Here is a 22,044-nt window from a genome sequence, read left to right on the forward strand (position 1 = left end):
GTGATCAGCGACCCGGGATTGTGCCCCCGGTCACAAGAGCGAAGGGACCTCCGCCGCGGAAACCTCCTTGGCCGCCCGCTCCACCGCGCTTGCCAGCAGGGCCAGGTCGGTCGGGCCGTTGCCGAGTTCGCGGACGGGGCGGCGGGTCGGGGGGTCGCCCATCCGCTGCCAGTCGAGGGGGACCACGGTGGGGCGCTGGGTCGCCGTGCGGGGGATGCGGCCCGTGACACGGCCCGTCTGGAACGCCGTGGTGCGGCCGTCCGGGGTGGTCAGACGGCCACGGCCCGGCGCCGGTTCCTCGGGCCCCTCGGCCGGGGTGTCCAGGGCGATGCGCAGGGTGGCCTGCCTGGCCGGTTCCGTCTCCGCGGTACGGCCGCCGGTGCCGGCCGCCGCGACCAGGTGGACGCCGAGCCGCTCGCCCTCCTTCGCCACCGCCTCCAGCGCCCGCATCACGGAGCCCGCGGCCGGGCGGCCCGGTGAACCGAGCGCCGGGGAGACCAGGGCGTCCAGGTCGTCGACCACCACCACGAGCCGGGGGAGCGGGGGCGGCGGCGCCTCCGTACGGCCACGGGCCGCGGCACCGGCCGCCGGTCGCAGCCGGAGCGTCGAACTCGGCGGAGCCTCTATGTCCGCGGCGCCCGAGGCGGCCGGCCGGGCGCGCTGCGGGACGATACGGCCGGAGATCTCCCGCTGCGCGTGCCAGTCGGTGAAGCCGGCACGGCCCAGCAACTCGGCCCGCCGCTTCAGCTCGGCGCTCAGGGACTGCGCCAGCTCCCGCATCCGCACCGGGTCGTTGGCGGTCAGGTGGGTCGTGACATGCGGTATGTCCGTGCAGACCCGCAGGCCCTCGCCGTGCCCGGCGCCCGTCCCGACGCCGTCGCGGCCGTCTATGAGGACGATCCCGAGCCGGTCGGGGCGCTCGGCGGCGGCCAGCGAGGCGACCACCGCCCGCAGCAGTTCCGTACGGCCGCTGCCGGGCGGGCCCTCGATCAGCAGATGCGGTCCCTCTGTCACCAGGTCGGCGGTGAGCGGGCCGCGCGGTCCGGCGCCGAGCACCGCCCGGGCCCGGCCGCCCAGCGACTCGGTGTCGTCGGCCGCGTCCGCCCAACGGGCCATCAGCGAGGCCGGGGTGGCCCGCGCCAGCCCCAACTCGTCAAGGAGCCGGGCGGACTGGGGGAGCGGGGCGGCCATGCGCGGGTGCCGGTCGGCGCCGGGGCCGTCGGGGCGCAGCGGGGCCAGCGCCCTCGCGAACCGCTCGGCCCAGGCGGGGGAGACCGCGTCCACCGCGGCCAGGGTGCCGGGGCCGACCGGGCCGGCGGGACCGGCCTGGCCGGTGCGGCCGGCGGCGGAGACCCGCAGGAGGTGCAGCGCCGTCGCCACGTCGCCGCTCAGCAGGGCCACCGCCCCGCACTCCCGGAACGTCGGCGTCACCGCGCACGCCTCCTCGTAGGTCCGGTCGACCGGGGAGGTGGGCGAGGTGGGGGCCGTCTCCGCCAGGCAGACGACGTGCACTCCGGCCCGCGGTCCGGCCACGGTCAGCCGTGCCACCGCCTCGCGGAGCGCGGAGCCACCGGGATCGCCGTCCACGACGACGACCGTGTACGGGCCCGGGAAACCGCCCCTGCCGTCGTCGGCGCCCAGGTCGTGGCGGGCCCAGGAGGGGCCCTTGGCGGCTTCGGGGGACGCGCCGTCCGCCGCCGTACGGGCCGGGGCGGGGACCGGCGCGGGTGCGGGGCGGTCGGACGGGGTGGCCGTTCTGCGGGCGGCGGGCAGCTCCTCCGTCCGCCGCAGCAGCTCCTCCACGCGGGCCGCCGCCTGTTCACGGTCGTAGGCCAGCAGCAGGCGGCAGTCCTGGCCGTGCCCAGGGCGGACGTGCGGGAGCCAGCCGAGCCAGGACCACTCGGCCGTGCGCTCCTCCACGGGGCGGGCCCGGTCCGCGCTGATCAGGACGATCTCCAGCAGGTCGGGCGAGTGCAGCGCGGCGAGCTGGGCCAGGACCGCGCGGGCCAGGCCGGCCAGGCGGGCGCGCGGACCGGCGAGGCCAAGGGCGCCGGCCTCGCGCAGGTCGGCGGTGACCGGGACGGCGGGGAGCAGGCCCGAGCCGTCGGGCGCCGGGCGGTCCGCCGTGCCGAGCCGGACGGTGAGCGCCTCCGGGTGGCCGGGGCCGCGCTCCCAGAGGCGGGGGCCGGGGCCGAGCGCGGTCAGCAGCAGGGCGGCGGGGTCGGGCCAGGTCTCGGGCCGGTCGGGCACACCGGTGGACGCTGCGGTGCCGTCCTGCGGCGCCGTCTCGCCGTCGGCGGCCGACGGGGGCTCACCGCGGCCGCCGGCCAGCCGCCGCGCCCAGGCGCCGAGCCCGCCGCGCCTGCGGGCGCCGGGCAGGGCGGGGGCCTCGGTACCGCGGAGGGGGGTGCCCTTGCGCCTGCCGGCGGGGGCCGGGGCGTCGGCGGGGTCGGAGGCGAGAGTGCTGCCGTCGACGGGGTCGGGGGTCGTGGGGCGGGGGGCGGTGCTTCCCGCGCCTGTGGAGCTTCGGCTGCTTCCGACGTCTCCGGCACTGTCGGAGGGGTCGGAGGGGCCCGGGCGGTCGCCCAGCACTCCGGCTCGGCCGGCGTGCGTGTCGCCCACGCCGTGCCTGACGGGGGAGCCGGGTGCGGTGCCGGGGCCCTGCGCCGCGTCGGGGCCGTACGCGGCGCCTGCTCCGAGGGGCGCACCGGCGCTGTACGCGGTTCCCGGTCCGTGGGGCGCACCGGCGCCGTAGGCGGCCTCGGATCGGTGCGGCGCGGTGCCCGAGTCGTATGCGGCGGCGGCAGCGCCGCGCGGGCCCGGCAGCGTGCCGCGGTTTCCGGTCGACGGGTGTCCGTGCGGGTCGCCGTCGTACCCGCGGTCGGCCGGCGGTGGCTCGGTCCGCTGCCCTGCGGACGGCGGGAACCCGCCCGCGTGCCCGCCGGCCTCGGCCCCGCCTGCCCGTCCGCTCCGAGGCGGCCCGTCGGCACGGCCGGCCGACGGCTGCTGCCCGCCCCGGCTCTCGATCCTCGGCGCGTCCCCCTGAGCCGGTACGACCGGCGGCTCCGCCAGGCCGTGATCCTGGCCGCCGGCCGCTGCACCCGCGGCTCCCCAGCCCGCCGTGCCGTAGGCGTGGTGGGTACGGCCGGCCGGTGCGGGCGCAACGCTCCCTGCGGCGGCGGAACCGTCGCCGTGGGTCTCCCCGCCGTCCGTCAGCACCCGCACGCACCCGTCTCCGTCGGGTGCCGTCCCCACGCGGGCCCCGGGTCCCCCGGACGGCGTCAGCCGCAGGGCCGATTCCCCGATGCGCAGGAGCGAGCCCGGGGTGAGGCGGACCGGGCGGTCGGTGACGCGGGTGCCGTCCAGGACGGTGCCGTTGGTGGAGTGCAGGTCGGCGACCGAGACGCGGCCGTCGGCGGCGACGGTGACCGCGCAGTGCAGCCGGGAGACGTCGGGGTCGTCGAGCGGGACGTCGGCGTCGGCGGAGCGGCCGATGGTGATCTGGCCGCCGTGCAGGAGGTGCACCCCGCCCGCGTCCGGGCCGGCGATCACGTGCAGCTGGGTCGGGGCGTCGTCCAGCTCGGGGTGCGGCTCGGGGGCCGCGGGCGCTCCCAGGGACAGCACGGCGCCGTCGACCAGCGGGGGCTCGCCCAGGATGCGGCGGCGGGCGTCCAGCCGCTCCGTCCCTGCGTACAGCACGACCGGGGCGCCGCTCGGCTCCCGGCCGCCCAGGCTGCCGTCCCCGGTGACCGCCGAGGCCAGCCCCGACGCCACCGCGGCCAGGTCCGTGCCCGAGGGCGCCGTCACCAGCACGTCCCGGCTCGCGGCCCGGCCCCGCTGCGCGGCAGGGCCCAGCGGGTCTACGACGGTCAGCCGGATCTGCATCGCCGTCAGCGGTCCCTTCTGCGCGGGCGCGGAATTCCCCCCACCGCCACGAGCACGTCGGCCAGTTCTGCTGTCAAGCGCATCCTCGCACCTGCCACTGACAACGCGCCCACGCCCCGATGGTAAGTGATCTTGATTGGTCAGCTCTGCCCCCAAAAGTGCCTGACCAATACCGTGCGCGCGATCACTTGAGATCGGTCACGTCCGAGCCCGGCAACCGGCGGACCGAAGCAAGCGTCTTTCCATCGAACGCAGGCCGGAACGCCAACGTATGGGGATACGTCGGGAACGCTTATCGCCCCCCTACCGGGGAGGGGAAAGCACAGCCGGACGACAGCCCGGTCCCAGGCACCACGGCACTACAGTGGGTCGGACACATGGGTCGGAGACATTCAGCAGCCAGCCATTCAGCAAGCAGCAGGGAGCGCATGACGTGCGGCCGGTAGGCAGCAAGTACCTCCTGGAGGAGCCGCTGGGACGCGGCGCCACCGGTACCGTCTGGCGTGCCCGCCAGCGGGAGACCGCGGGCGCCGAGGCGGCCGTGCCCGGCCAGCCCGGCGAGACCGTCGCCATCAAGGTCCTCAAGGAAGAGCTCGCGAGCGACCCCGACATCGTGATGCGCTTCCTCAGGGAGCGCTCGGTCCTGCTCCGGCTCACCCACCCGAACATCGTCCGGGTCCGGGACCTCGTCGTGGAGGGCGATCTCCTCGCCCTGGTCATGGACCTCGTCGACGGCCCCGACCTGCACCGCTACCTGCGCGAGAACGGCCCCCTCACACCCGTCGCCGCCGCCCTGCTCACCGCCCAGGTCGCCGACGCGCTCGCCGCCAGCCACGCCGACGGCGTGGTGCACCGCGACCTGAAGCCCGCCAACGTGCTGCTCGCCCAGTACAACGGCCAGATGCACCCGATGCTGACCGACTTCGGCATCGCCCGCCTCGCCGACTCCCCCGGTCTGACCCGCACCCAGGAGTTCGTCGGCACGCCCGCGTACGTCGCCCCGGAGTCCGCCGAGGGCCGCCCGCAGACCTCCGCCGTCGACATCTACGGCGCCGGCATCCTGCTGTACGAGCTGGTCACCGGCCGCCCGCCGTTCTCCGGCGGCAGCGCCCTGGAAGTCCTCCACCAGCACCTCAGCGCCGAGCCCCGCCGCCCCTCCACCGTCCCCGACCCGCTGTGGACGGTCATAGAACGCTGCCTGCGCAAGAACCCCGACGAACGCCCCAGCGCCGAGAACCTCGCGCGCGGCCTGCGGGTCGTCGCCGAGGGCGTCGGCGTGCACGCGAACTCCGCGCAGATCGCGGCCGCCGAGGGCGTCGGCGCGCTGCTCGCCCCCGACCCGGCACCGGCCGCCGTACCGGGTTCGGCCGACCCGACCCAGGTGCTGCCGAACACCGGCACGCCGATGGGCGCGTACGACCCGAACGCCGCGACCAGCGTCCTGCCGCACACCGGCCAGCCGGGGCCGTTCGGCGCCGCCGACCCGACCGCCGTGCTCCCCAACACCGGCGCCGCCGACCCGACGGCCGTCATGCCGCCGATGCCGCAGGGCCGGCCCGGCCAGCCCGGTCAGCCCGGTCAGCAGCAGCCCGAGGAGCCGCACCCCTGGCAGAGCCAGCTCCGTGCGGCCCGCGACCGCAACGAGCAGACCCAGGTCCAGTACCTCGACCCCGGTGAGGACCCCCTCCGGCGCCGCCCGCAGCGCCAGGTGGCCCGGCCGCAGCAGCAGCCGCCGCGCCAGGCCCCGCAGCAGCAGCCGGTACGCCGCCCGCAGCCGCGCGGGCAGGGCGGGCAGCAGGGGGGGTACGGCCAGCAGCAGCCCGCCGGGTACGGCGGCCGGCCGCAGCAGTACGCCCCGCCGCCGCAGCAGCCCCAGCAGCGCTACGCGCCTCCCGCCGAGCCGCAGCAGCGGGCCCCGCGCGAGCCGCGGCAGCGCAGCGCCAACCCGATGAAGATCCCCGGGCTCGGCTGCCTCAAGGGCTGCCTGTTCCTGGTCGTCATCCTCTTCGTCGCGGGCTGGCTGATCTGGGACCTGACCCCGGTGCACACGTGGGTCGGGGAGGGCAGGGGCTACTGGAGCCAGCTGAAGGACTGGACGAAATCGGTCAGCAGCTTCATCGGCGATCTCGGCAACGGCTCAGGCAACTGACCGCCGGGATCGACCGCGACTCTGTGGATTTGTCGACACCTGGCGGGTGATTTCCGCCTCCGTGGTGAAGGTTGGCTCGTCGGACGCGTACTTTTGTCGGCAACACGCGTCTGTAGGAGCAGCCTTGGCACGGAAGATCGGCAGCCGGTACACCGCCCACCAGATCCTGGGGCGGGGCAGCGCCGGCACGGTGTGGCTGGGCGAGGGTCCGGAAGGGCCCGTCGCCATCAAGCTGCTGCGCGAGGATCTCGCGTCCGACGAGGAGCTGGTGGGCCGCTTCGTGCAGGAGCGCACGGCACTGCTGGGCCTCGACCACCCGCACGTGGTGTCCGTCCGTGACCTCGTCGTCGACGGCAACGACCTCGCCCTCGTCATGGACCTGGTCCGCGGCACGGACCTGCGCACCCGCCTGGACCGGGAGCGGCGGCTCGCGCCCGAGGCGGCCGTCGCCATCGTCGCGGACGTCGCGGACGGGCTGGCGGCGGCGCACGCGGCGGGGGTCGTCCACCGGGACGTGAAGCCGGAGAACGTCCTCCTCGACATGCAGGGCCCGCTGGGCCCCGGCGGCGCCCACCCCGCCCTGCTGACCGACTTCGGCGTCGCGAAGCTCATCGACTCCCCGAAGCGGACCCGCGCCACGAAGATCATCGGCACGCCGGACTACCTGGCCCCGGAGATCGTCGAGGGCCTGCCGCCGCGCGCTTCGGTGGACATCTACGCGCTCGCGACGGTCCTGTACGAACTCCTCGCGGGCTTCACCCCGTTCGGCGGCGGCCATCCCGGCGCGGTGCTCCGCCGCCACGTCACGGAGACCGTCGTCCCGCTCCCCGGCATCCCCGAGGAGCTCTGGCAGCTGCTCGTGCAGTGCCTGGCGAAGGCGCCGGCGTCCCGGCTGCGGGCCTCCGAGCTGGCCGCGCGGCTGCGGGAGCAGCTGCCGACGCTGGCCGGGATGCCGCCGCTGGACGTCGACGAGCCGGAGACGGAGGCGCCGGAGGACGCCGAGGAGCCGTCGGCCGCCGCGGCACCGGCCGCGGAGGAACAGCGGGTACGGCGCCGGGGGGCCGTCTCCCTGGTGCCGGGCGCGAAGCCGGACTCCAACCGGGACACGCACACGTCGATGCGGGTGCCGGGTCCCGACGAGCTGGCGGGCGGCGCCCGGGGCACGGCGCGGGCGCCCAGGGCGGCGGGGGCGCCGCGGCCGGGGTCGGCACGGCACCGGGTGGCTGCGCGGCGACGGAGGGTGACGTTCGCGGTGGCGGGGGTCGCGGTGGCGGCGGCGGTGGGTGTCGGGGCGTGGCTGGCGACATCGGGCGACGACTCGGCTCCGCCGCAGGAGACGCACAGCTCGTCAACGCCGTGACCTGCCGGTGGCTCCGCCGACATTTCCCAGGCGAAACGGCGACCGCCACGGGGCTCCGCCCCGGACCCCGAGGAGAAGCGCCCGCCCGTCCGGTTCGGTAGCGCGTGGGGCCATCGTCGCGGGGCTCCGCCCCGGACCCCGAAGGGGGGAGTGTTCGCCCACCCGACTCGGTAGGCGAAACGCGACCGCCACGGGGCTCCGCCCCGGACCCCGAAGAGAAGCGCCCGCCCGTCCGGTTCGGTAGCGCGTGGGGCCATCGTCGCGGGGCTCCGCCCCGGACCCCGAGGGGGAGCGGTCGTCCGCCTGGCTCGGTAGGTCGTGGGGCTGGCGTCGCGTGGGGCTCTGCCCCGGACCCGTGGGGGAGCGGCCGCCCCCCCCACGGCTCGGTAGGCCTTGGGGGCGCCGTCGCGAGGCTTCGGTCCGGGCTCCGGCAGGGGCTCAGGGGCGGTCCCGACCTGAGTGGGCGGGGATGCCCGTCGGCCATCCTCGGTTGGCGGAGCCGTTACGCTGGAGGCGTGGCAGTCGTCGATGTATCCGAAGAGCTCAAGTCCCTCTCCTCGACCATGGAGTCGATCGAGGCCGTTCTGGACCTCGACAAGCTGAGGGCAGACATCGCCGTGCTCGAGGAGCAGGCGGCCGCGCCGTCCCTGTGGGACAACCCGGACGAGGCGCAGAAGATCACCAGCAAGCTCAGCCACCTCCAGGCCGAGGTCAGGAAGGCGGAGGTGCTGCGCGGCCGGATCGACGATCTCGCGGTGCTCTTCGAGATGGCCGACGAGGAGGACGACCCGGACACCCGCGCCGAGGCCGAGTCCGAGCTCGCCGCCGTCAAGAAGGCGCTGGACGAGATGGAGGTCCGGACGCTGCTCAGCGGGGAGTACGACTCCCGCGAGGCGCTCGTCAACATCCGCGCCGAGGCCGGTGGCGTCGACGCCGCAGACTTCGCCGAGAAGCTGCAGCGCATGTACCTGCGCTGGGCCGAGCAGCACGGCTACAAGACCGAGCTCATCGAGACGTCGTACGCCGAAGAGGCCGGCATCAAGTCGACCACCTTCGCCGTGCAGGTGCCCTACGCCTACGGGACCCTCTCCGTGGAGCAGGGCACGCACCGCCTCGTGCGCATCTCGCCGTACGACAACCAGGGCCGCCGGCAGACCTCCTTCGCCGGTGTCGAGGTGCTCCCCGTGGTCGAGCAGTCCGACCACGTCGAGATCGACGAGAGCGAGCTCAGGATCGACGTGTACCGGTCCTCCGGTCCCGGCGGCCAGGGCGTCAACACCACCGACTCCGCCGTGCGCATCACGCACCTCCCGACCGGAATCGTGGTCTCCTGCCAGAACGAGCGGTCGCAGATCCAGAACAAGGCCACCGCGATGAACGTCCTCCAGGCCAAGCTCCTGGAGCGGCGCCGCCAGGAGGAGCAGGCCAAGATGGACGCCCTCAAGGGCGACGGCGGCAACTCCTGGGGCAACCAGATGCGGTCGTACGTGCTGCACCCGTACCAGATGGTCAAGGACCTGCGGACCGAGTACGAAGTCGGCAACCCCGAGGCCGTGTTCAACGGCGAGATCGACGGCTTCCTGGAGGCCGGAATTCGCTGGCGCAAGCAGCAGGAGAAGTAACTTTGTCGACTTGCCCACGGTGAGTCGACCGACTTGGAACTGCCGCCCGCCGGGCGGCAGTTCTCGTACGTGTGGGGTTTACGTCACACTCACACACTTCAACTCCCGGCATTGGGTGCGCAACTGGACATCGCGCACGCAACGGCCTTGACGTGCCCTTGGAAAGTCGGAAGGGTGAAGTGTGGCATGCGTATCTCTGGGGCGCATGTGAACCGGGGGCCTTGAATATTCGTAGCTGTCTCCGTCGAGCACCGGCCCCGAACGCCGCCGCACTGACGATCAGCTACTGGGGGTAGCAACCATATGACGAAGAAGACGCGTCTCCGCGTCGCGCGGATAGCCGCCGGCGCAGTGATCGCAGCCGGCGCCTCTCTCACGGCCGCCGGTGCCGCTTCCGCCCTGGACATCGGCGTGAGCGTGACCGGCAGCGGTGTCAGCGCGAACGTCGACACCGGCGACGACGACGGCGGCACGGGCGGCGCGCCCTGCGACATCGTCGTGGACCCGACCTGCGACGACGGGGGCACCAGCGGCACCGGTGGCACCGACACGGGTGGTACGGACACGGGTGGTACGGACACCGGTGGCACCGACACGGGTGGTACGGACACCGGTGGCACCGACACGGGTGGTACGGACACCGGTGGCTCCGACACTGGCGGTTCGACCACCGGTGGCTCCGACACTGGCGGTTCGACCACCGGTGGCTCCGACACCGGCGGGTCCACCACCGGCGGGTCCACCACCGGCGGCGGCGACACCGGCGGTTCGACGACCGGCGGTTCCACCTCCGGCGGCTCGTCCACCGGCGGCTCGACCTCCGGTGGTTCGACCTCGGGCGGTTCGACCTCCGGCGGCTCGACCTCCGGTGGTTCGACCTCCGGCGGCTCGTCCACCGGTGGTTCGACCTCCGGCGGTACCGGCACCGACGGCAACTCCGGCACCTCCGCGCAGGAGGCCGGCACCTCCGCGCTCACCGACACCGGGTCCTCGAACACCGAGGCCCAGGGTGGCGGCAAGCAGCTTGCCGAGACCGGTGCCGGGCAGACGGCCTTCCTTCTCGTCGGCGCCGCCACGATGATCGCCGGCGGTATCGGCTTCCGCATCCTGCCGCGCCTCGTGGGCGGCCGCGGCGGCGCTGCCGTCTGACGGTAGCCGTCCGCTCACGGAGCGTAGGCGCATCGCAACGGACGAAGGGCCCTGAGCAGCGGCTCAGGGCCCTTCGGTCGCTCTTGGGTGAGCTTCGCGTGTGAGGTTCGTTACGCGGTCTGGTGCGCCGCCAGCAGCGCCACCGCGGCGATCAGCACCGCCAGCAGCCCGATGAGTGCCATCGGGTTCAGACCACCGAGGAAACTCTCCTGCTGAAGACGCTCGCGGTTGGCGCGGCACACGGGGCACCGGCCTTCGCTCACGGGCGCCGCGCAGTTCGCGCACACCAACCGGTCGTACGTCATGCGCTCGCCCTCCTTGCACCGGCCATTACCCACACAACGTTCCGCGGAACGAGAACGTTCCCCTCCCACTGTGCCAGGTTCCCCCGGAAAGAGCGCGGCCGTCCGCAGACCTCGCCCCGGCACTCCTGGGCGCTCCGGGAACACTGCCCCGGAACAAAACCGCACAAGCCTCACCCAACCGTGACCGGCGCCTGCGCTTCCTCACCCGACTCGCGTATGGTCACGCTCATCTACCCCCGGCGACCCGTGGTGCATCCGTGATCCGATTCGACAATGTCTCCAAGGTCTACCCCAAGCAGACCCACCCCGCACTCAGGGAAGTGTCCCTGGAAGTGGAGAAAGGCGAGTTCGTCTTCCTCGTGGGGTCCTCCGGCTCCGGAAAGTCCACCTTCCTGCGGCTGATCCTCCGCGAGGAGCGGTGCAGCCACGGTCAGGTGCACGTCCTCGGCAAGGACCTCGCCCGGCTGTCCAACTGGAAGGTGCCGCAGATGCGCCGCCAGCTCGGGACGGTCTTCCAGGACTTCCGCCTGCTGCCCAACAAGACCGTCGCCGAGAACGTGGCCTTCGCCCAGGAGGTCATCGGCAAGTCGAAGGGCGAGATCCGCAAGTCCGTGCCCCAGGTGCTCGACCTCGTCGGGCTCGGCGGCAAGGAGGACCGCAGGCCCGGCGAGCTGTCCGGCGGCGAGCAGCAGCGCGTGGCCATCGCACGCGCCTTCGTGAACCGGCCCAAGCTGCTGATCGCGGACGAGCCCACGGGCAACCTCGACCCGCAGACCTCGGTCGGCATCATGAAGCTGCTGGACCGCATCAACCGGACCGGCACCACCGTGATCATGGCCACCCACGACCAGAACATCGTGGACCAGATGCGCAAGCGCGTCATCGAGCTGGAGAAGGGCCGCCTCGTCCGGGACCAGACCCGCGGCGTCTACGGCTACCAGCACTGACCGCCATCGATCCCGCAGACGTCCACGGAAAGGCATAACCCGACGCCATGCGCGCCTCGTTCGTACTGTCGGAGATCGGAGTCGGTCTCCGCCGCAATCTGACGATGACCTTCGCCGTCGTCGTCTCGGTCGCCCTGTCCCTGGCGCTCTTCGGTGGCTCGCTCCTGATGAGCGACCAGGTCAACACCATGAAGGGCTACTGGTACGACAAGGTCAACGTCTCGATCTTCCTCTGCAACAAGAGCGACGCGGAGTCGGACCCCAACTGCGCCAAGGGCGCGGTGACCGAGGACCAGAAGAAGCAGATCCAGGCCGACCTCGACAAGATGTCCGTGGTCGAGAAGGTCACCTACGAGTCCCAGGACGAGGCGTACAAGCACTACAAGGAGCAGTTCGGCGACTCGCCGCTCGCCGACTCCCTCACGCCGGACCAGATGCAGGAGTCGTACCGGATCAAGCTCAAGGACCCGGAGAAGTACCAGGTCGTCGCGACCGCCTTCGACGGCCGTGACGGGGTCCAGTCGGTCCAGGACCAGAAGGGCATTCTCGACAACCTCTTCGGCCTGCTCAACGGCATGAACTGGGCGGCCCGCATGGTCATGGCCCTGATGCTGGTGGTCGCCCTGATGCTGATCGTCAACACGGTGCGCGTCTCCGCGTTCAGCCGTAGGCGCGAGACCGGCATCATGCGCCTGGTCGGCGCCTCCGGCTTCTACATCCAGGCCCCGTTCATCGCGGAGGCCGCCGTCGCCGGCCTGATCGGCGGCACGGTCGCCTGTGGATTCCTGGTGATCGCCCGGTACTTCATCATCGACCACGGCCTGGACCTGTCCCACAAGCTGAACTTGATCAACTTCATCGGCTGGGACGCGGTGTTGACCAAGCTCCCGCTCATCCTCGCGACGAGCCTCCTGATGCCCGCGCTTGCCGCGTTCTTCGCGCTGCGCAAGTACCTGAAGGTTTGACCGCTCCCCTCCCGAGAGGGAGGGGATTCCTGGCTCGGGCCGCCTCCTGGAGCGACGCTCCGGGAGGTCTTGCGCCTTCGGCACCAGCCGGGTCCAGACCGGCCCGGACGAGCATCACGCGTGCGGAGTTCTTGTCCCGCGGGGACACCGCTCCGCACGCGGTGCACGTGTAGGTACGTTCTGACAACGGGAGGGCGTGCTTGGTTCTCGCTCCGCACCTTCCGCAGTCCATGGTCGTGTGTGCGGGATGTACGAAGCGAATCTCCCGCCCATGTTTGCGAGCCATCTCGACCAGGGCCTTCTTCGTGGCACCGATGGCGGCGTCGGCCGCCTTGCGGGCCATGGTCGTTCTGGCGAGGAACTTCGGTCGGAAGTCCTCGACGGCGATGACGTCGTGGTCGGTCACGACCCTCTTCGCCCACTTGCGTGCGCTGTCCTGCCGCTGCTGAGCGATCTTCGCGTAGGCCTTGGCTCGCCACTTCTTTGCCTCGCCATAGCCCTTCGAGGCGCGCTGTCCCTTCTGGGGTCTACGGCGGGCCACCATCCGGTCGTACCGGGTGATCCTCGCCTGGGCCCTGCGGCCATGCTCGGCGTGTGGAAGATCGTGTGCGTCAGAGGTCGTGGTGGCGGTCTCCTTCACTCCCCAGTCCACGCCGAGTGCGCGTCCGGTAGCGGGCAGTGGCTGGGCCTCGGAAGCGATCACGAAAGAGCAGTACCAGTGCCCGACCCTGTCCTGGTACACGCGTACCGAGGAGGGCGCGGCAGGCAGCTTCCGCGACCACACGACTGTGAGCACGATCCCGCCGGCGAGATACAGGCGACCGCCCTTCAGACGGAACCCCCGTTTCGTGTAGTTGAGACTCGGCAGGGCATCGCGCCTCTTCTTGTGCCGGGGCATCCCGGCCCGCTGCTGCTGCGGCAGACGACCCTTGATGTCCTTCTGCGCCTTCGCCCAGGACTTGCGGAAGTCACGGATGACCTGCTGCTGGGGCACACTGGAGCCCGCGGCCAGCCAGGGTGTGACAGCACGAGCCGCAGTCAGCATGCGATCCAGCCGTGCCGGACCGCAGGTATCCGCCGCCAGGTGGGCCCTCTTCGACCGAGCCACGCATTCGTTCCAGACCCATCGGCAACGCCCCCACTCGGCCAGGAGCGCCTTGCGGGCGGAGGATGACGTCCGCAGACGATAGGTGTACCGGACGTGCCCGACCGCCGCCTCGGCCTCCTGCCGCGTCTGGGTCAAGTCGTCGCCCTCTCTTGCCTGGCCGTCCCGTGTCCGTCACCAGACCGTATGCGCGAAGTCCGAACATCCGGACGCGGTCGGGCTCTTGCCACTCTCATGAGTGAACCCTTGATCACCGCATGGACGATGTGTTCTCCATGGGACAGAGTTGCGTGATGGATGCCACGGGGGCCGTACGGACAACCACCCGTGCGGCCCCTCCGGTTGTCCTAGACTCACCCGCATGTCAGGCCGAGAGCTGTTCTGTCAGCCCCGCCGGGTTCGCCGGGGGGCGGCTCTGACGTTGGTGTTCGCAGGGCTGTTGGTGACCGGGGCGGCCACCGGGGCGTTCCCGGACCCCGGGCAGTCGTCCGACCGGAAGACGCCCACCGGGGCCGCACGTCCGGCCGCCGGGCACGAGGACGTGGCGAAGGCCGCCGCCGAGGCGATGGCCGACGGCAAGTCCCCCATGGAGGCGGCGGAACGGGCCGTGAGCCGCAGCGGGGACCGGTGGGCCGCGGTCTACTCCGAGGGCGAGTACCGGGAGTTCGAGGACGCACTCGACGGCCAGTACACGGGCGTGGGGCTGTGGACCCGGCGGACGGCGGACGGGCGGATCGACGTGGCCAAGGTGCAGGCCGGGTCGCCCGCGGCCGCCGCGGGGATCAGGAAGGGCGACCGGCTGCGCAGCATCGACGGCGAGGACGTCGACGGGCGCCCCGTCACCGACGTCGTCTCGTTACTGCGCGGCGACGCCACCGACGCCCGCGCCGGTACGACCGTCACCCTCGGTCTCGAACGCGGCACGCGCGCGTGGAGCGAGACCCTGCGCCGGGCGCTGCTCTCGACGGACTCGGTGACCGTGCACAAGTCGGCCGCCGGCATCACCGTCATCAAGGTCTCCGCCTTCACCAGGGGCTCCGGGGAGCTGGTGCGCACCGCCGTCCGGCAGGCCCCGGCCGACGGCGGGATCGTCCTCGACCTGCGCGGCAACTCCGGCGGCCTGGTCAGCGAGGCGGTCACCGCCGCCTCCGCCTTCCTCGACGGCGGCCTGGTCGCCACCTACGACGTGGACGGCGCCGAGCGCTCCCTGCACGCCGAGCCCGGCGGCGACACCGCGAGGCCCCTGGTCGCGCTCGTCGACGGTGGCACGATGAGCGCGGCGGAGATGCTCACCGGTGCCCTCCAGGACCGCGGCCGCGCGGTCGTCCTCGGCTCCCGCACCTTCGGCAAGGGCTCCATCCAGATGCCCACCCGCCTCCCCGACGGCTCGGTCGCCGAACTCACCGTCGGCCACTACCGCACCCCCTCCGGTCACACCGTCGACGGCCGGGGCATCACCCCCGACCTGGAGGTGTCCTCCGGGGCGCTGGAGCGGGCGGAGACCGTGCTGAGCGGACTGGGCGACCCCTCGTAGCACCCGCTTAACCGCTTCCCTCGCACCCCGTCCGTAGTGCGAAAATGGAGAGCACTATGGCCAAGGGAATGTACGTACCGAAAGAGTCCCAGCAGAAGCAGCAGGGGACGGCCGCCAAAGCCAGGGACGGCGAGAAGGGCGGCAAGCGCAAGATCGTCGCGCAGAACAAGAAGGCGCGGCACGACTACGCGATCATCGACACCTACGAGGCCGGCCTGGTGCTGTCCGGCACCGAGGTGAAGTCGCTGCGGCAGGGCCGGGCCTCGCTGGTCGACGGCTTCGTGCAGATCGACGGGAACGAGGCGTGGCTGCACAACGCCCACATCCCGGAGTACAGCCAGGGCACCTGGACCAACCACTCGGTGCGCCGCAAGCGCAAGCTGCTGCTGCACCGGGAGGAGATCGACAAGCTGGAGGTCAAGGCCCAGGAGACCGGTCACACGATCGTGCCTCTCGCCCTGTACTTCAAGGACGGCCGGGCCAAGGCGGAGATTGCCCTCGCGCGCGGCAAGAAGGAGTACGACAAGCGGCAGACCCTGCGCGAGCAGCAGGACCGCCGGGAGGCGGGGCGCGCCATCGCGGCGGCGAAGCGGCGCCAGCGGGAGGCCTAGGCCCGCGGGAATGTAGTGGCATCGGCGTGCGTTGGTCACGTACGATGGCACCAACACCGGGGGAAGCCGGTGTGAAGATTGAAAAATCAACATGGGGATGATCGGTTTCGACAGCGGATGTCGAGGCAGGGGAAGCGTGTCGAGAAAGCGGCCATGATCTCGTAAACCACAGGCCGAAAAAAATAATCGCCACTTCCAAGCGCGATTCCTCCCAGCAGGCCTTCGCCCTCGCTGCCTGATCTCAGGTAGCGACAGCGAGCCTCCTATACAGGGAGTGTCAGCCCGGGGCTGTTCCCGACCCGGATCCTGGCATCAGCTAGGGGACTAAACCTTGATCCCGGTCACGGGGTGAAGAGGGAAATCTAACAGTGACTGAGCCCGTCGGCGACTTGTTCGCGTGATCGCCGGGGCTGAGAAAAGCACAGCGAACTGCACACGGAGAAGCCCTGGTTCCGCACCGTTGGACGCGGGTTCGATTCCCGCCATCTCCACAATCTCCATGTTGCGAGGGCCCGGTGGTCGCAGACCACCGGGCCCTCGTCGTGTCCGCGAGTCCGCAGGGCGGGCATGTGAAGATTGATCCCTGCCGGTCGAAAACTCTTCACAGATATCGCACAGGTTTACTAAAGTCTGGTGCGCGCACTGAGCTGAGCTGACCACTCCGCTTTCGCGCGCGTCCATCAGCGACCGGGGGAACATCGTCGCCATGGGGAGGGGGCGGCGGCTCTGACCGCCGCCACGGGCACACAGCACCTCTTCCAGCGGGGCCCCCGCCTGCCCTCCTCATGAAAACGGGGTGTTCCTTTGCGTTCCAGACCTGGGCTTGTCATGCCCCCTGCACGCACAGCCGGCCGTCTCAAACGGCTCGTCCCGTCCGTCCTCGCGCTCGCCGTGCTGGCCACGGTCGCCGGCCGGCCGGACCTGCACCACGACCGGGCCGCCGACTTCAGCCCGGTGGCCGACAGCTACGACGGCTTCGACACCAAAGCCGCCGAGCAGCTCCGCCAGGACCAGTGCCTGATGGCCGAGGTGCTGCGCACGGGCGGCCCCGCCATGTACAGCACCGCGCAGGACGGCCTCGACCAGACCCCGGACAAGCTGCACACCGCGGCGAACCGCGAGTACTGGAACACCACCCCGCTGTCGACGGCGTACGACAAGGACAAGGACGCCGCCGACAAGGCGGGCGACGCCCTTGACGCGTATATCGACGTGTGGAAGAAGCCGCTCGACGGCCTGAGCACCCCGGCCGGGTTCACCGAGACCGGATTCCACTGGCCGCCGGGGACCACCGGCACGGGCCCGAGCTTCTTCGCGCAGACCGGCCTGAGCCAGTGGATCCAGGCCCAGTTCTGGAAGGCCGAGGACGACTTCTACAAGGACCCGATCCCGAAGGCCGACGCCGCCACGGTGAAGGCGGTCAAGGACCTCGGCACCCCGCTCTACGGCAGTGATCCGGACCCCACCCTCCCCGGCCCGCAGTGGCAGCAGGCCTACGCCGAACACCAGGCGTGGGACGGCCTGGTGAACTCGTCCCTGCAGCCGACGGGCACCGACGACGCCCGCGTCTTCCTCTCCTCCGGCGGCTTCCCGCACACCGCGCCCGAGCCGGGCAGCGTCGAGTACCGGATCGCCGTGGAGGACCTGAAGACCCGGTTCGCCTCCTGCGACTGGCTCTCTCCCGTCGACCCGGACCGGGTGCTCGGCAAGGAGGTCGCGGACGCGTCCGCCGAGTGGCAGCGGGAGATCGCCGCCCAGGCCGCCCAGCGCGACCGGATCCTCAACGCGAACCGCGACGCCACCAAGGCCCTCGCCACCGGCTCCAAGGCGCTGGGCGAGCTGCTCGGCCAGTCGTGGATCGCCGACCGCCTCGCCCGCTGGCAGGACTACTGGTCGGCCGGCGGCCCCGGCTGGATCGGCGACAGCCCGATGATCGTGCACGCGCACGGCGCCGCCGACAAGTGCCTCGAAGTGGGCGGCGGCAAGAAGGACAACGGCACGCCCGTGCAGATCTACACCTGCAACGGCTCGGCCGGGCAGAAGTGGACGATCAGCGGCGACGCGCTGGTCAACGTCAACTCCGGCAAGTGCCTGGAGGTGAAGGGCGGTTCCCCGGCGAACGGGACCGTGGTGCAGATCTCGACCTGCAACGGCAAGAGCGCGGCCCAGAAGTGGGAGTACGGCACCCACGGGACCAGCCGCCTGTACAACCCGGGCACCGGCAACTGCCTGGACCTCGCGACCTACGACAACAGCCGCGACGCGCGGATGTGGGACTGCAAGGGCACCGACCCGCAGAAGTTCGACTTCGCCCCGTCCGGCCACAACGGCACCGACAAGCTGGACTACCCGACCAAGGCGCAGTTCGACAAGGCGAAGAAGGGCGTCACCGACGCCCAGGCCGCGGCCAAGACCCAGCTCGACCTGCTCAAGACACAGGTGACCGCGGCGAAGAAGGCCGCCACCGACACGGACACCGCCACCCAGGCCGCCTACGCGATCGCCGACCAGGCGGGCGCCCCACGCGGCCGGGGCCTGTTGGTCGGGCAGCAGAAGGCCCAGGTCACCAAGGCGTCGGCGGCCGCGCTCGACGCCCTGTCCAAGGCCGGCGACACCGCCTACGCGGCGACCAAGGCGTCCGCCGGTGACAGCGCCACCATCGCCGCCCGCGCGGTGACGCAGGCGGCACAGTCCAAGGCCGCGTTCCGTACGGCCGCCGCCCAGGAGGCCGACGCGCAGGCGAAGGCCGCCGCCGACGCCGCCGCCGTACAGGCGCAGACCGCCAAGGACGCGCGCGACACGGCGAAGGCGAAGCTCGACGAGACCCAGCAGGCGGAGGCCGACGCGAAGGCGGCCGCGGCCACCGCGCACGCCAAGCGGCTCGACGCGGAGGCCGAGGAGCAGACGGCGAAGGCGGAGAAGGAGACCGCCGCCGCCAAGCAGGCCGAGGCCGCGCAGCACAAGGCGAGCGCCGAGGGGTACGCGAAGACTGCCGACCAGGCCAAGGACCGGGCGGACACCGCCGAGTCCACCGCCCGTGCCAAGCGCCAGGACGCGGAGGCCGCGCGGGATCTGGCCAAGGGCAAGTCGGACGACGCGTGGGACGCGCAGAGCAAGGCGAACGCGGCCCGTGCGAAGGCCGACGCCAAGGACGCCTACGCCGACGCGCACGACTCGGACGACGCCGCGAAGGACTCACGGGCGGCGGCCGACGAGGCGGACAAGGCGGCCGACGACGCGGAGTCGGCGGCGACCTCGGCCCGTGCCGAGGCCGACGCGGCGAGCCAGGCCGCGGCGGACGCCGACGCCGCGGCGACCCGTGCCGAGGCGGCGGCGAAGCGGGCCCGTTCCGACGCGGACGACGCCCAGGCGGCCAAGCTGAAGGCGGACGCGGCGGTCCGCACGGCGACCAGCGCGGCGGCCGACGCCATCACGGCCTCCCAGGCCTCGGCCGCCGCGGCCCGTACCGCGGTCAAGCTGGCCGACGAGGCCGAGCAGCACGCGGCCGACTCGAAGAAGCAGGCCGACGCGGCCAAGGCCGAGGCCGCCAAGGCGGTCGCGGGCGCGGCCGACGCGGCCGGTCACGCGTACACGACCGCACAGGCGGCCGAGGCCGCCGGAGCCTCCGCACAGCAGGTCGCGGCGCCCGCCAACGACGCGATCCAGCTCGGCTCGCCCTACGTGGACACCGACTCCGCGGCGGGTCTCGCCGTCCTGTCGGGCCAGTCGTCGAAGACGATCGCCCAGCAGCAGCAGGCCGTCGCCGAGGCGCACGCCGCGAACGCGCAGAAGAACGCCGAACAGGCGCAGAGCCTCGCCGACGCGGCGACCGGCGACGCGAAGGCCGCGTACACGATCGCCGCCGAAGCGGCCGGTCACGCCGCGGACGCCCGCAGGTCGTCGAAGGAGGCGCTGGGTTACGCGTCCGAGGCGGCGCAGTACGCGGCGGACGCTCAGAAGTCACTGGCGCGCACCATCGAGTACGACCAGCAGGCCACCGCGGACGCAGCGGCCGCCGACCAGGCGGCCGGCAACGCCGAGGGCTACGCCAAGGACGCCCGGGACTCCGCCGACCAGGCGGCCCTGGACGCCGACGCGGCCCGTACGGCGGCCGCCGAGGCCGAGCAGTCCGCGAAGGACGCCCGCGCCGCGGCCGACCGCGCCGACGCCGAGGCCACCGCGGCCGAGGAAGCGGCGAAGGACGCCCAGAAGTACGCGGAGTCGGCCCAGCAGGCGGCCGACCAGGCGGCAGCAGCCGACGCGAACAAGCAGGTCCAGACCGGCGCCGGGTCCGGGATCGGCGGCGTGTTCTCCGTCATCGACGACATCAAGCAGAACGGAGACCCGGAGCAACTCCCCAACGAGTGCCACGGCCTGGACTGCAACACGCTGGTGTACAAGGTGCACTTCGACGCGGTGGTCAGCTACTACCTGTGCGACAACCCGGACGTGCCCGCCACGGAGGCCGGCTGCCCCACCGAGGACACGGTCTTCCTCAAGACGCAGACGTTCAAGGACCTGACCAAGACGGTCAAGGTCTCCGCGTGGGACGTGACGAAGGACGTCTGGAAGGGCATCTACAAGTCGATCATCGGCGACTTCACCGGCTGCTACCACAAGCTCAACGGTGACGGCAGCGGCAGCTACGGCGACTGCGCCTGGGCCGCCACCTGGCTACCGATCGGCGGCCCCATCGCGAAGATCACCGAGGCGATCCGTGCCGTGGACGCGGCCATGCGTACCGGGGAAGGGGTCCGCGACGCACTGAAGGCCTTGAAGGCACTGGACGTCGACGCCCAGACGCTGGCCGACATCGAGCGGTCCGTCAATGTGTACGAGGAGGCGCGGACGGCATGCAGGGTCAACAGCTTCCCCGGCACCACCGAGATCATCATGGCCGACGGCAGCCGCAAGGCACTGCGTGACGTGCGCACGGGTGACCTGTTGCTGGCCGCCGACCCGACGACCGGACGCGCGCAGGGCGAGCCGGTCACGCGCACCTTCCACCACACCGCCGTCGATCTGGTCGATGTCGTTCTCACGAATGGCGGCCGCCTCACCAGCACCCCGGGGCACCGGTTCTTCGTCACCGGCCGGGGCTGGACCCTGGCGTCCGACCTGCGGGACGGAGACGCTCTGCGGAGCCAGGACGGAACGGTACGCACCGTGGCCGCGCTGGTCGACCGGCACGAGGCGACCCCCCGGACGGTGTACGACCTGACGGTATCCGGCCTGCACACCTTCTACGCGTTGGCGGGCACGAGTCCTGTCCTGGTCCACAACTGCAACGACCTCGTGGCCGATGCGCAAAAGTACCCTGGGCAGGCTCACACGCTGGATGAGCACACGGCAGGTCACGTGACCGAGCAGGAGGCCAAGGACCTGGCCAAAGCCAAGACGGAGAAGAACGGATATACCACACCGAACAGTCTGTTCATCGATCAGCAAACCGCCCAGCAGGTCGTCGACTATGCGCTGGCCAACAATGCGAACCGGATTCGTACGTGGCTCCGGGGAAACAAGTCGTTCCTGGACTGGGAGGGGTTCTTCGGAGCGAAGAACTCACTCGGCAAGACGTACTATCCGGACGGTAGCGTGAAGGACGCGAGCAACGCCTTCTACATCAAGCTGGTTCGAGCCAAGGGGCACAAGGCCGGCTACTACGTGCAGACGTGCTATCCGAAGTAAGGGAGGTGACGCACAATGCCACGCTTTACCGAGTTCGACTTCGGTGTGTCGTGGGTGATGGGTTTCTTTCATCAGGACTGGACGCACGACGGTGACACGGCCGCCGACGTCGTCGCGAAACACCTTGCGGAGAACGCCGATGAGGAGGCATTGGCAGTACGACGTGACGCGCAGATTCTCGGCGACCTTCCTTCGCGGACGCTGGAGGTGCTGTGGCGGGCCGGGACGGATTACCTGCCGAGCTTCGAGCGGATCGGGGGAGGAGCGGAGTGGACACGGAGCATCGTCGGTTTGTGTGATGCCCGGCTGTCCGTCAAGGCGGACGTACGCCCTCTCACCGGGGCCGACACGGAGGACGGTCTCGCCCACCGGGACGCCGTCGTCGCCGAGATCGAGCGGGTGGAGTTCCTGCCCACCGAGGTTCACGAGGCACTCGTCGACTGTGCGCGCCGCTGCACTCCGGACTTGGCGTTGCGGATCCTGCTGAGGGCCATCGTGAAAATGCCGTACAACTCGCTGTCCCCGGATCAGTACGTACGGCTGGAGGCCATCGGATCGGCCCTCCGCTACGGCGAGTTCGTGGTGGACAACGTCAAGTTCCTGGTCGAACAGGACTGATCGGCGGATCCGGCTGCGCACGGATGGCGTTCCGCTTCGGGGTGACTCCCGGTGCGGAGCGCCGTTTCGTGTGCGCTGTCAGGGAGGTCAGGCGCGTCGCCGTGCT

At 71.8% G+C, this 22,044-nt stretch carries 13 protein-coding genes and 1 other RNA gene; 11 read left to right on the plus strand and 3 right to left on the minus strand.

The annotated features are described in order from the left end of the window. Positions 1-30 precede the first annotated feature (30 nt). Positions 31-3,885: an FHA domain-containing protein gene (locus ACZ63F_RS22175; protein ID WP_469713143.1), complete on the minus strand. Its 3,855-nt coding sequence runs from the start codon at positions 3,883-3,885 to the stop codon at positions 31-33. Positions 3,886-4,318: 433 nt separating this feature from the next. On the opposite strand from ACZ63F_RS22175, the gene ACZ63F_RS22180 reads away from it, so the two are divergent. From ACZ63F_RS22180 to ACZ63F_RS22195, 4 genes are all read left to right on the plus strand, one after another. Beyond that, positions 4,319-6,034, plus strand: a complete 1,716-nt coding sequence (locus ACZ63F_RS22180) for a serine/threonine-protein kinase (RefSeq protein ID WP_469713145.1) — start codon at positions 4,319-4,321, stop codon at positions 6,032-6,034. A gap of 124 nt (positions 6,035-6,158) precedes the next feature. Beyond that, entirely contained in the window at positions 6,159-7,394 is a 1,236-nt protein-coding gene (locus tag ACZ63F_RS22185; RefSeq protein ID WP_469713147.1) for a serine/threonine-protein kinase, read from the plus strand. Positions 7,395-7,909: 515 nt separating this feature from the next. Further along, positions 7,910-9,016: a peptide chain release factor 2 gene (prfB, locus tag ACZ63F_RS22190; RefSeq protein WP_352367143.1), complete on the plus strand. Its 1,107-nt coding sequence runs from the start codon at positions 7,910-7,912 to the stop codon at positions 9,014-9,016. Between the two features lie 303 nt (positions 9,017-9,319). Then, positions 9,320-10,165, plus strand: coding sequence for a hypothetical protein (locus ACZ63F_RS22195; protein WP_469713148.1), 846 nt, complete (start codon positions 9,320-9,322; stop codon positions 10,163-10,165). A 110-nt stretch (positions 10,166-10,275) separates the two neighbouring features. On the opposite strand, the gene ACZ63F_RS22200 is transcribed toward ACZ63F_RS22195, so the two are convergent. After that, entirely contained in the window at positions 10,276-10,470 is a 195-nt protein-coding gene (locus tag ACZ63F_RS22200; protein ID WP_089106595.1) for a hypothetical protein, read from the minus strand. A 257-nt stretch (positions 10,471-10,727) separates the two neighbouring features. Between ACZ63F_RS22200 and ftsE the strand changes: the two genes are divergently transcribed. Together ftsE and ftsX are read left to right on the plus strand one after the other, a co-directional pair. After that, positions 10,728-11,417: a cell division ATP-binding protein FtsE gene (gene ftsE / locus ACZ63F_RS22205; protein WP_382722390.1), complete on the plus strand. Its 690-nt coding sequence runs from the start codon at positions 10,728-10,730 to the stop codon at positions 11,415-11,417. Between the two features lie 47 nt (positions 11,418-11,464). Next, the gene (gene ftsX, locus ACZ63F_RS22210) at positions 11,465-12,382 is read left to right on the plus strand and encodes a permease-like cell division protein FtsX (protein ID WP_469713151.1); all 918 of its coding nucleotides are present in this window, start codon (positions 11,465-11,467) and stop codon (positions 12,380-12,382) included. On the opposite strand, the gene ACZ63F_RS22215 is transcribed toward ftsX, so the two are convergent. Continuing rightward, a complete protein-coding gene (locus ACZ63F_RS22215) occupies positions 12,309-13,625 on the minus strand; it encodes an RNA-guided endonuclease InsQ/TnpB family protein (protein ID WP_469713153.1) in 1,317 nt (438 codons plus the stop codon). The genes ftsX and ACZ63F_RS22215 overlap by 74 nt on opposite strands. A 223-nt stretch (positions 13,626-13,848) precedes the next feature. On the opposite strand from ACZ63F_RS22215, the gene ACZ63F_RS22220 reads away from it, so the two are divergent. The 5 genes from ACZ63F_RS22220 (at position 13,849) to ACZ63F_RS22240 (ending at position 21,938) form a co-directional block, all read left to right on the plus strand. Next, positions 13,849-15,021 carry a S41 family peptidase gene (locus ACZ63F_RS22220; RefSeq protein WP_469713155.1) on the plus strand — a complete coding sequence of 391 codons (1,173 nt, stop codon included), beginning with the start codon at positions 13,849-13,851 and terminating at the stop codon, positions 15,019-15,021. 68 nt (positions 15,022-15,089) lie between these two features. Then, complete coding sequence (gene smpB / locus ACZ63F_RS22225; protein ID WP_132890680.1) at positions 15,090-15,632, plus strand: SsrA-binding protein SmpB; 543 nt, start codon at positions 15,090-15,092, stop codon at positions 15,630-15,632. A 93-nt stretch (positions 15,633-15,725) separates the two neighbouring features. Continuing rightward, positions 15,726-16,126, plus strand: a transfer-messenger RNA (tmRNA) gene (gene ssrA, locus ACZ63F_RS22230). Positions 16,127-16,460: 334 nt separating this feature from the next. Then, positions 16,461-21,320 (plus strand): ricin-type beta-trefoil lectin domain protein, encoded by a 4,860-nt coding sequence (locus tag ACZ63F_RS22235; protein WP_469713157.1) that lies wholly within the window; start codon positions 16,461-16,463, stop codon positions 21,318-21,320. Positions 21,321-21,335: 15 nt separating this feature from the next. Continuing rightward, positions 21,336-21,938 (plus strand): hypothetical protein, encoded by a 603-nt coding sequence (locus ACZ63F_RS22240; RefSeq protein WP_469713158.1) that lies wholly within the window; start codon positions 21,336-21,338, stop codon positions 21,936-21,938. The last annotated feature ends 106 nt before the right edge of the window (positions 21,939-22,044 follow it).

Source organism: Streptomyces sp. NPDC104761, from assembly GCF_055583445.1.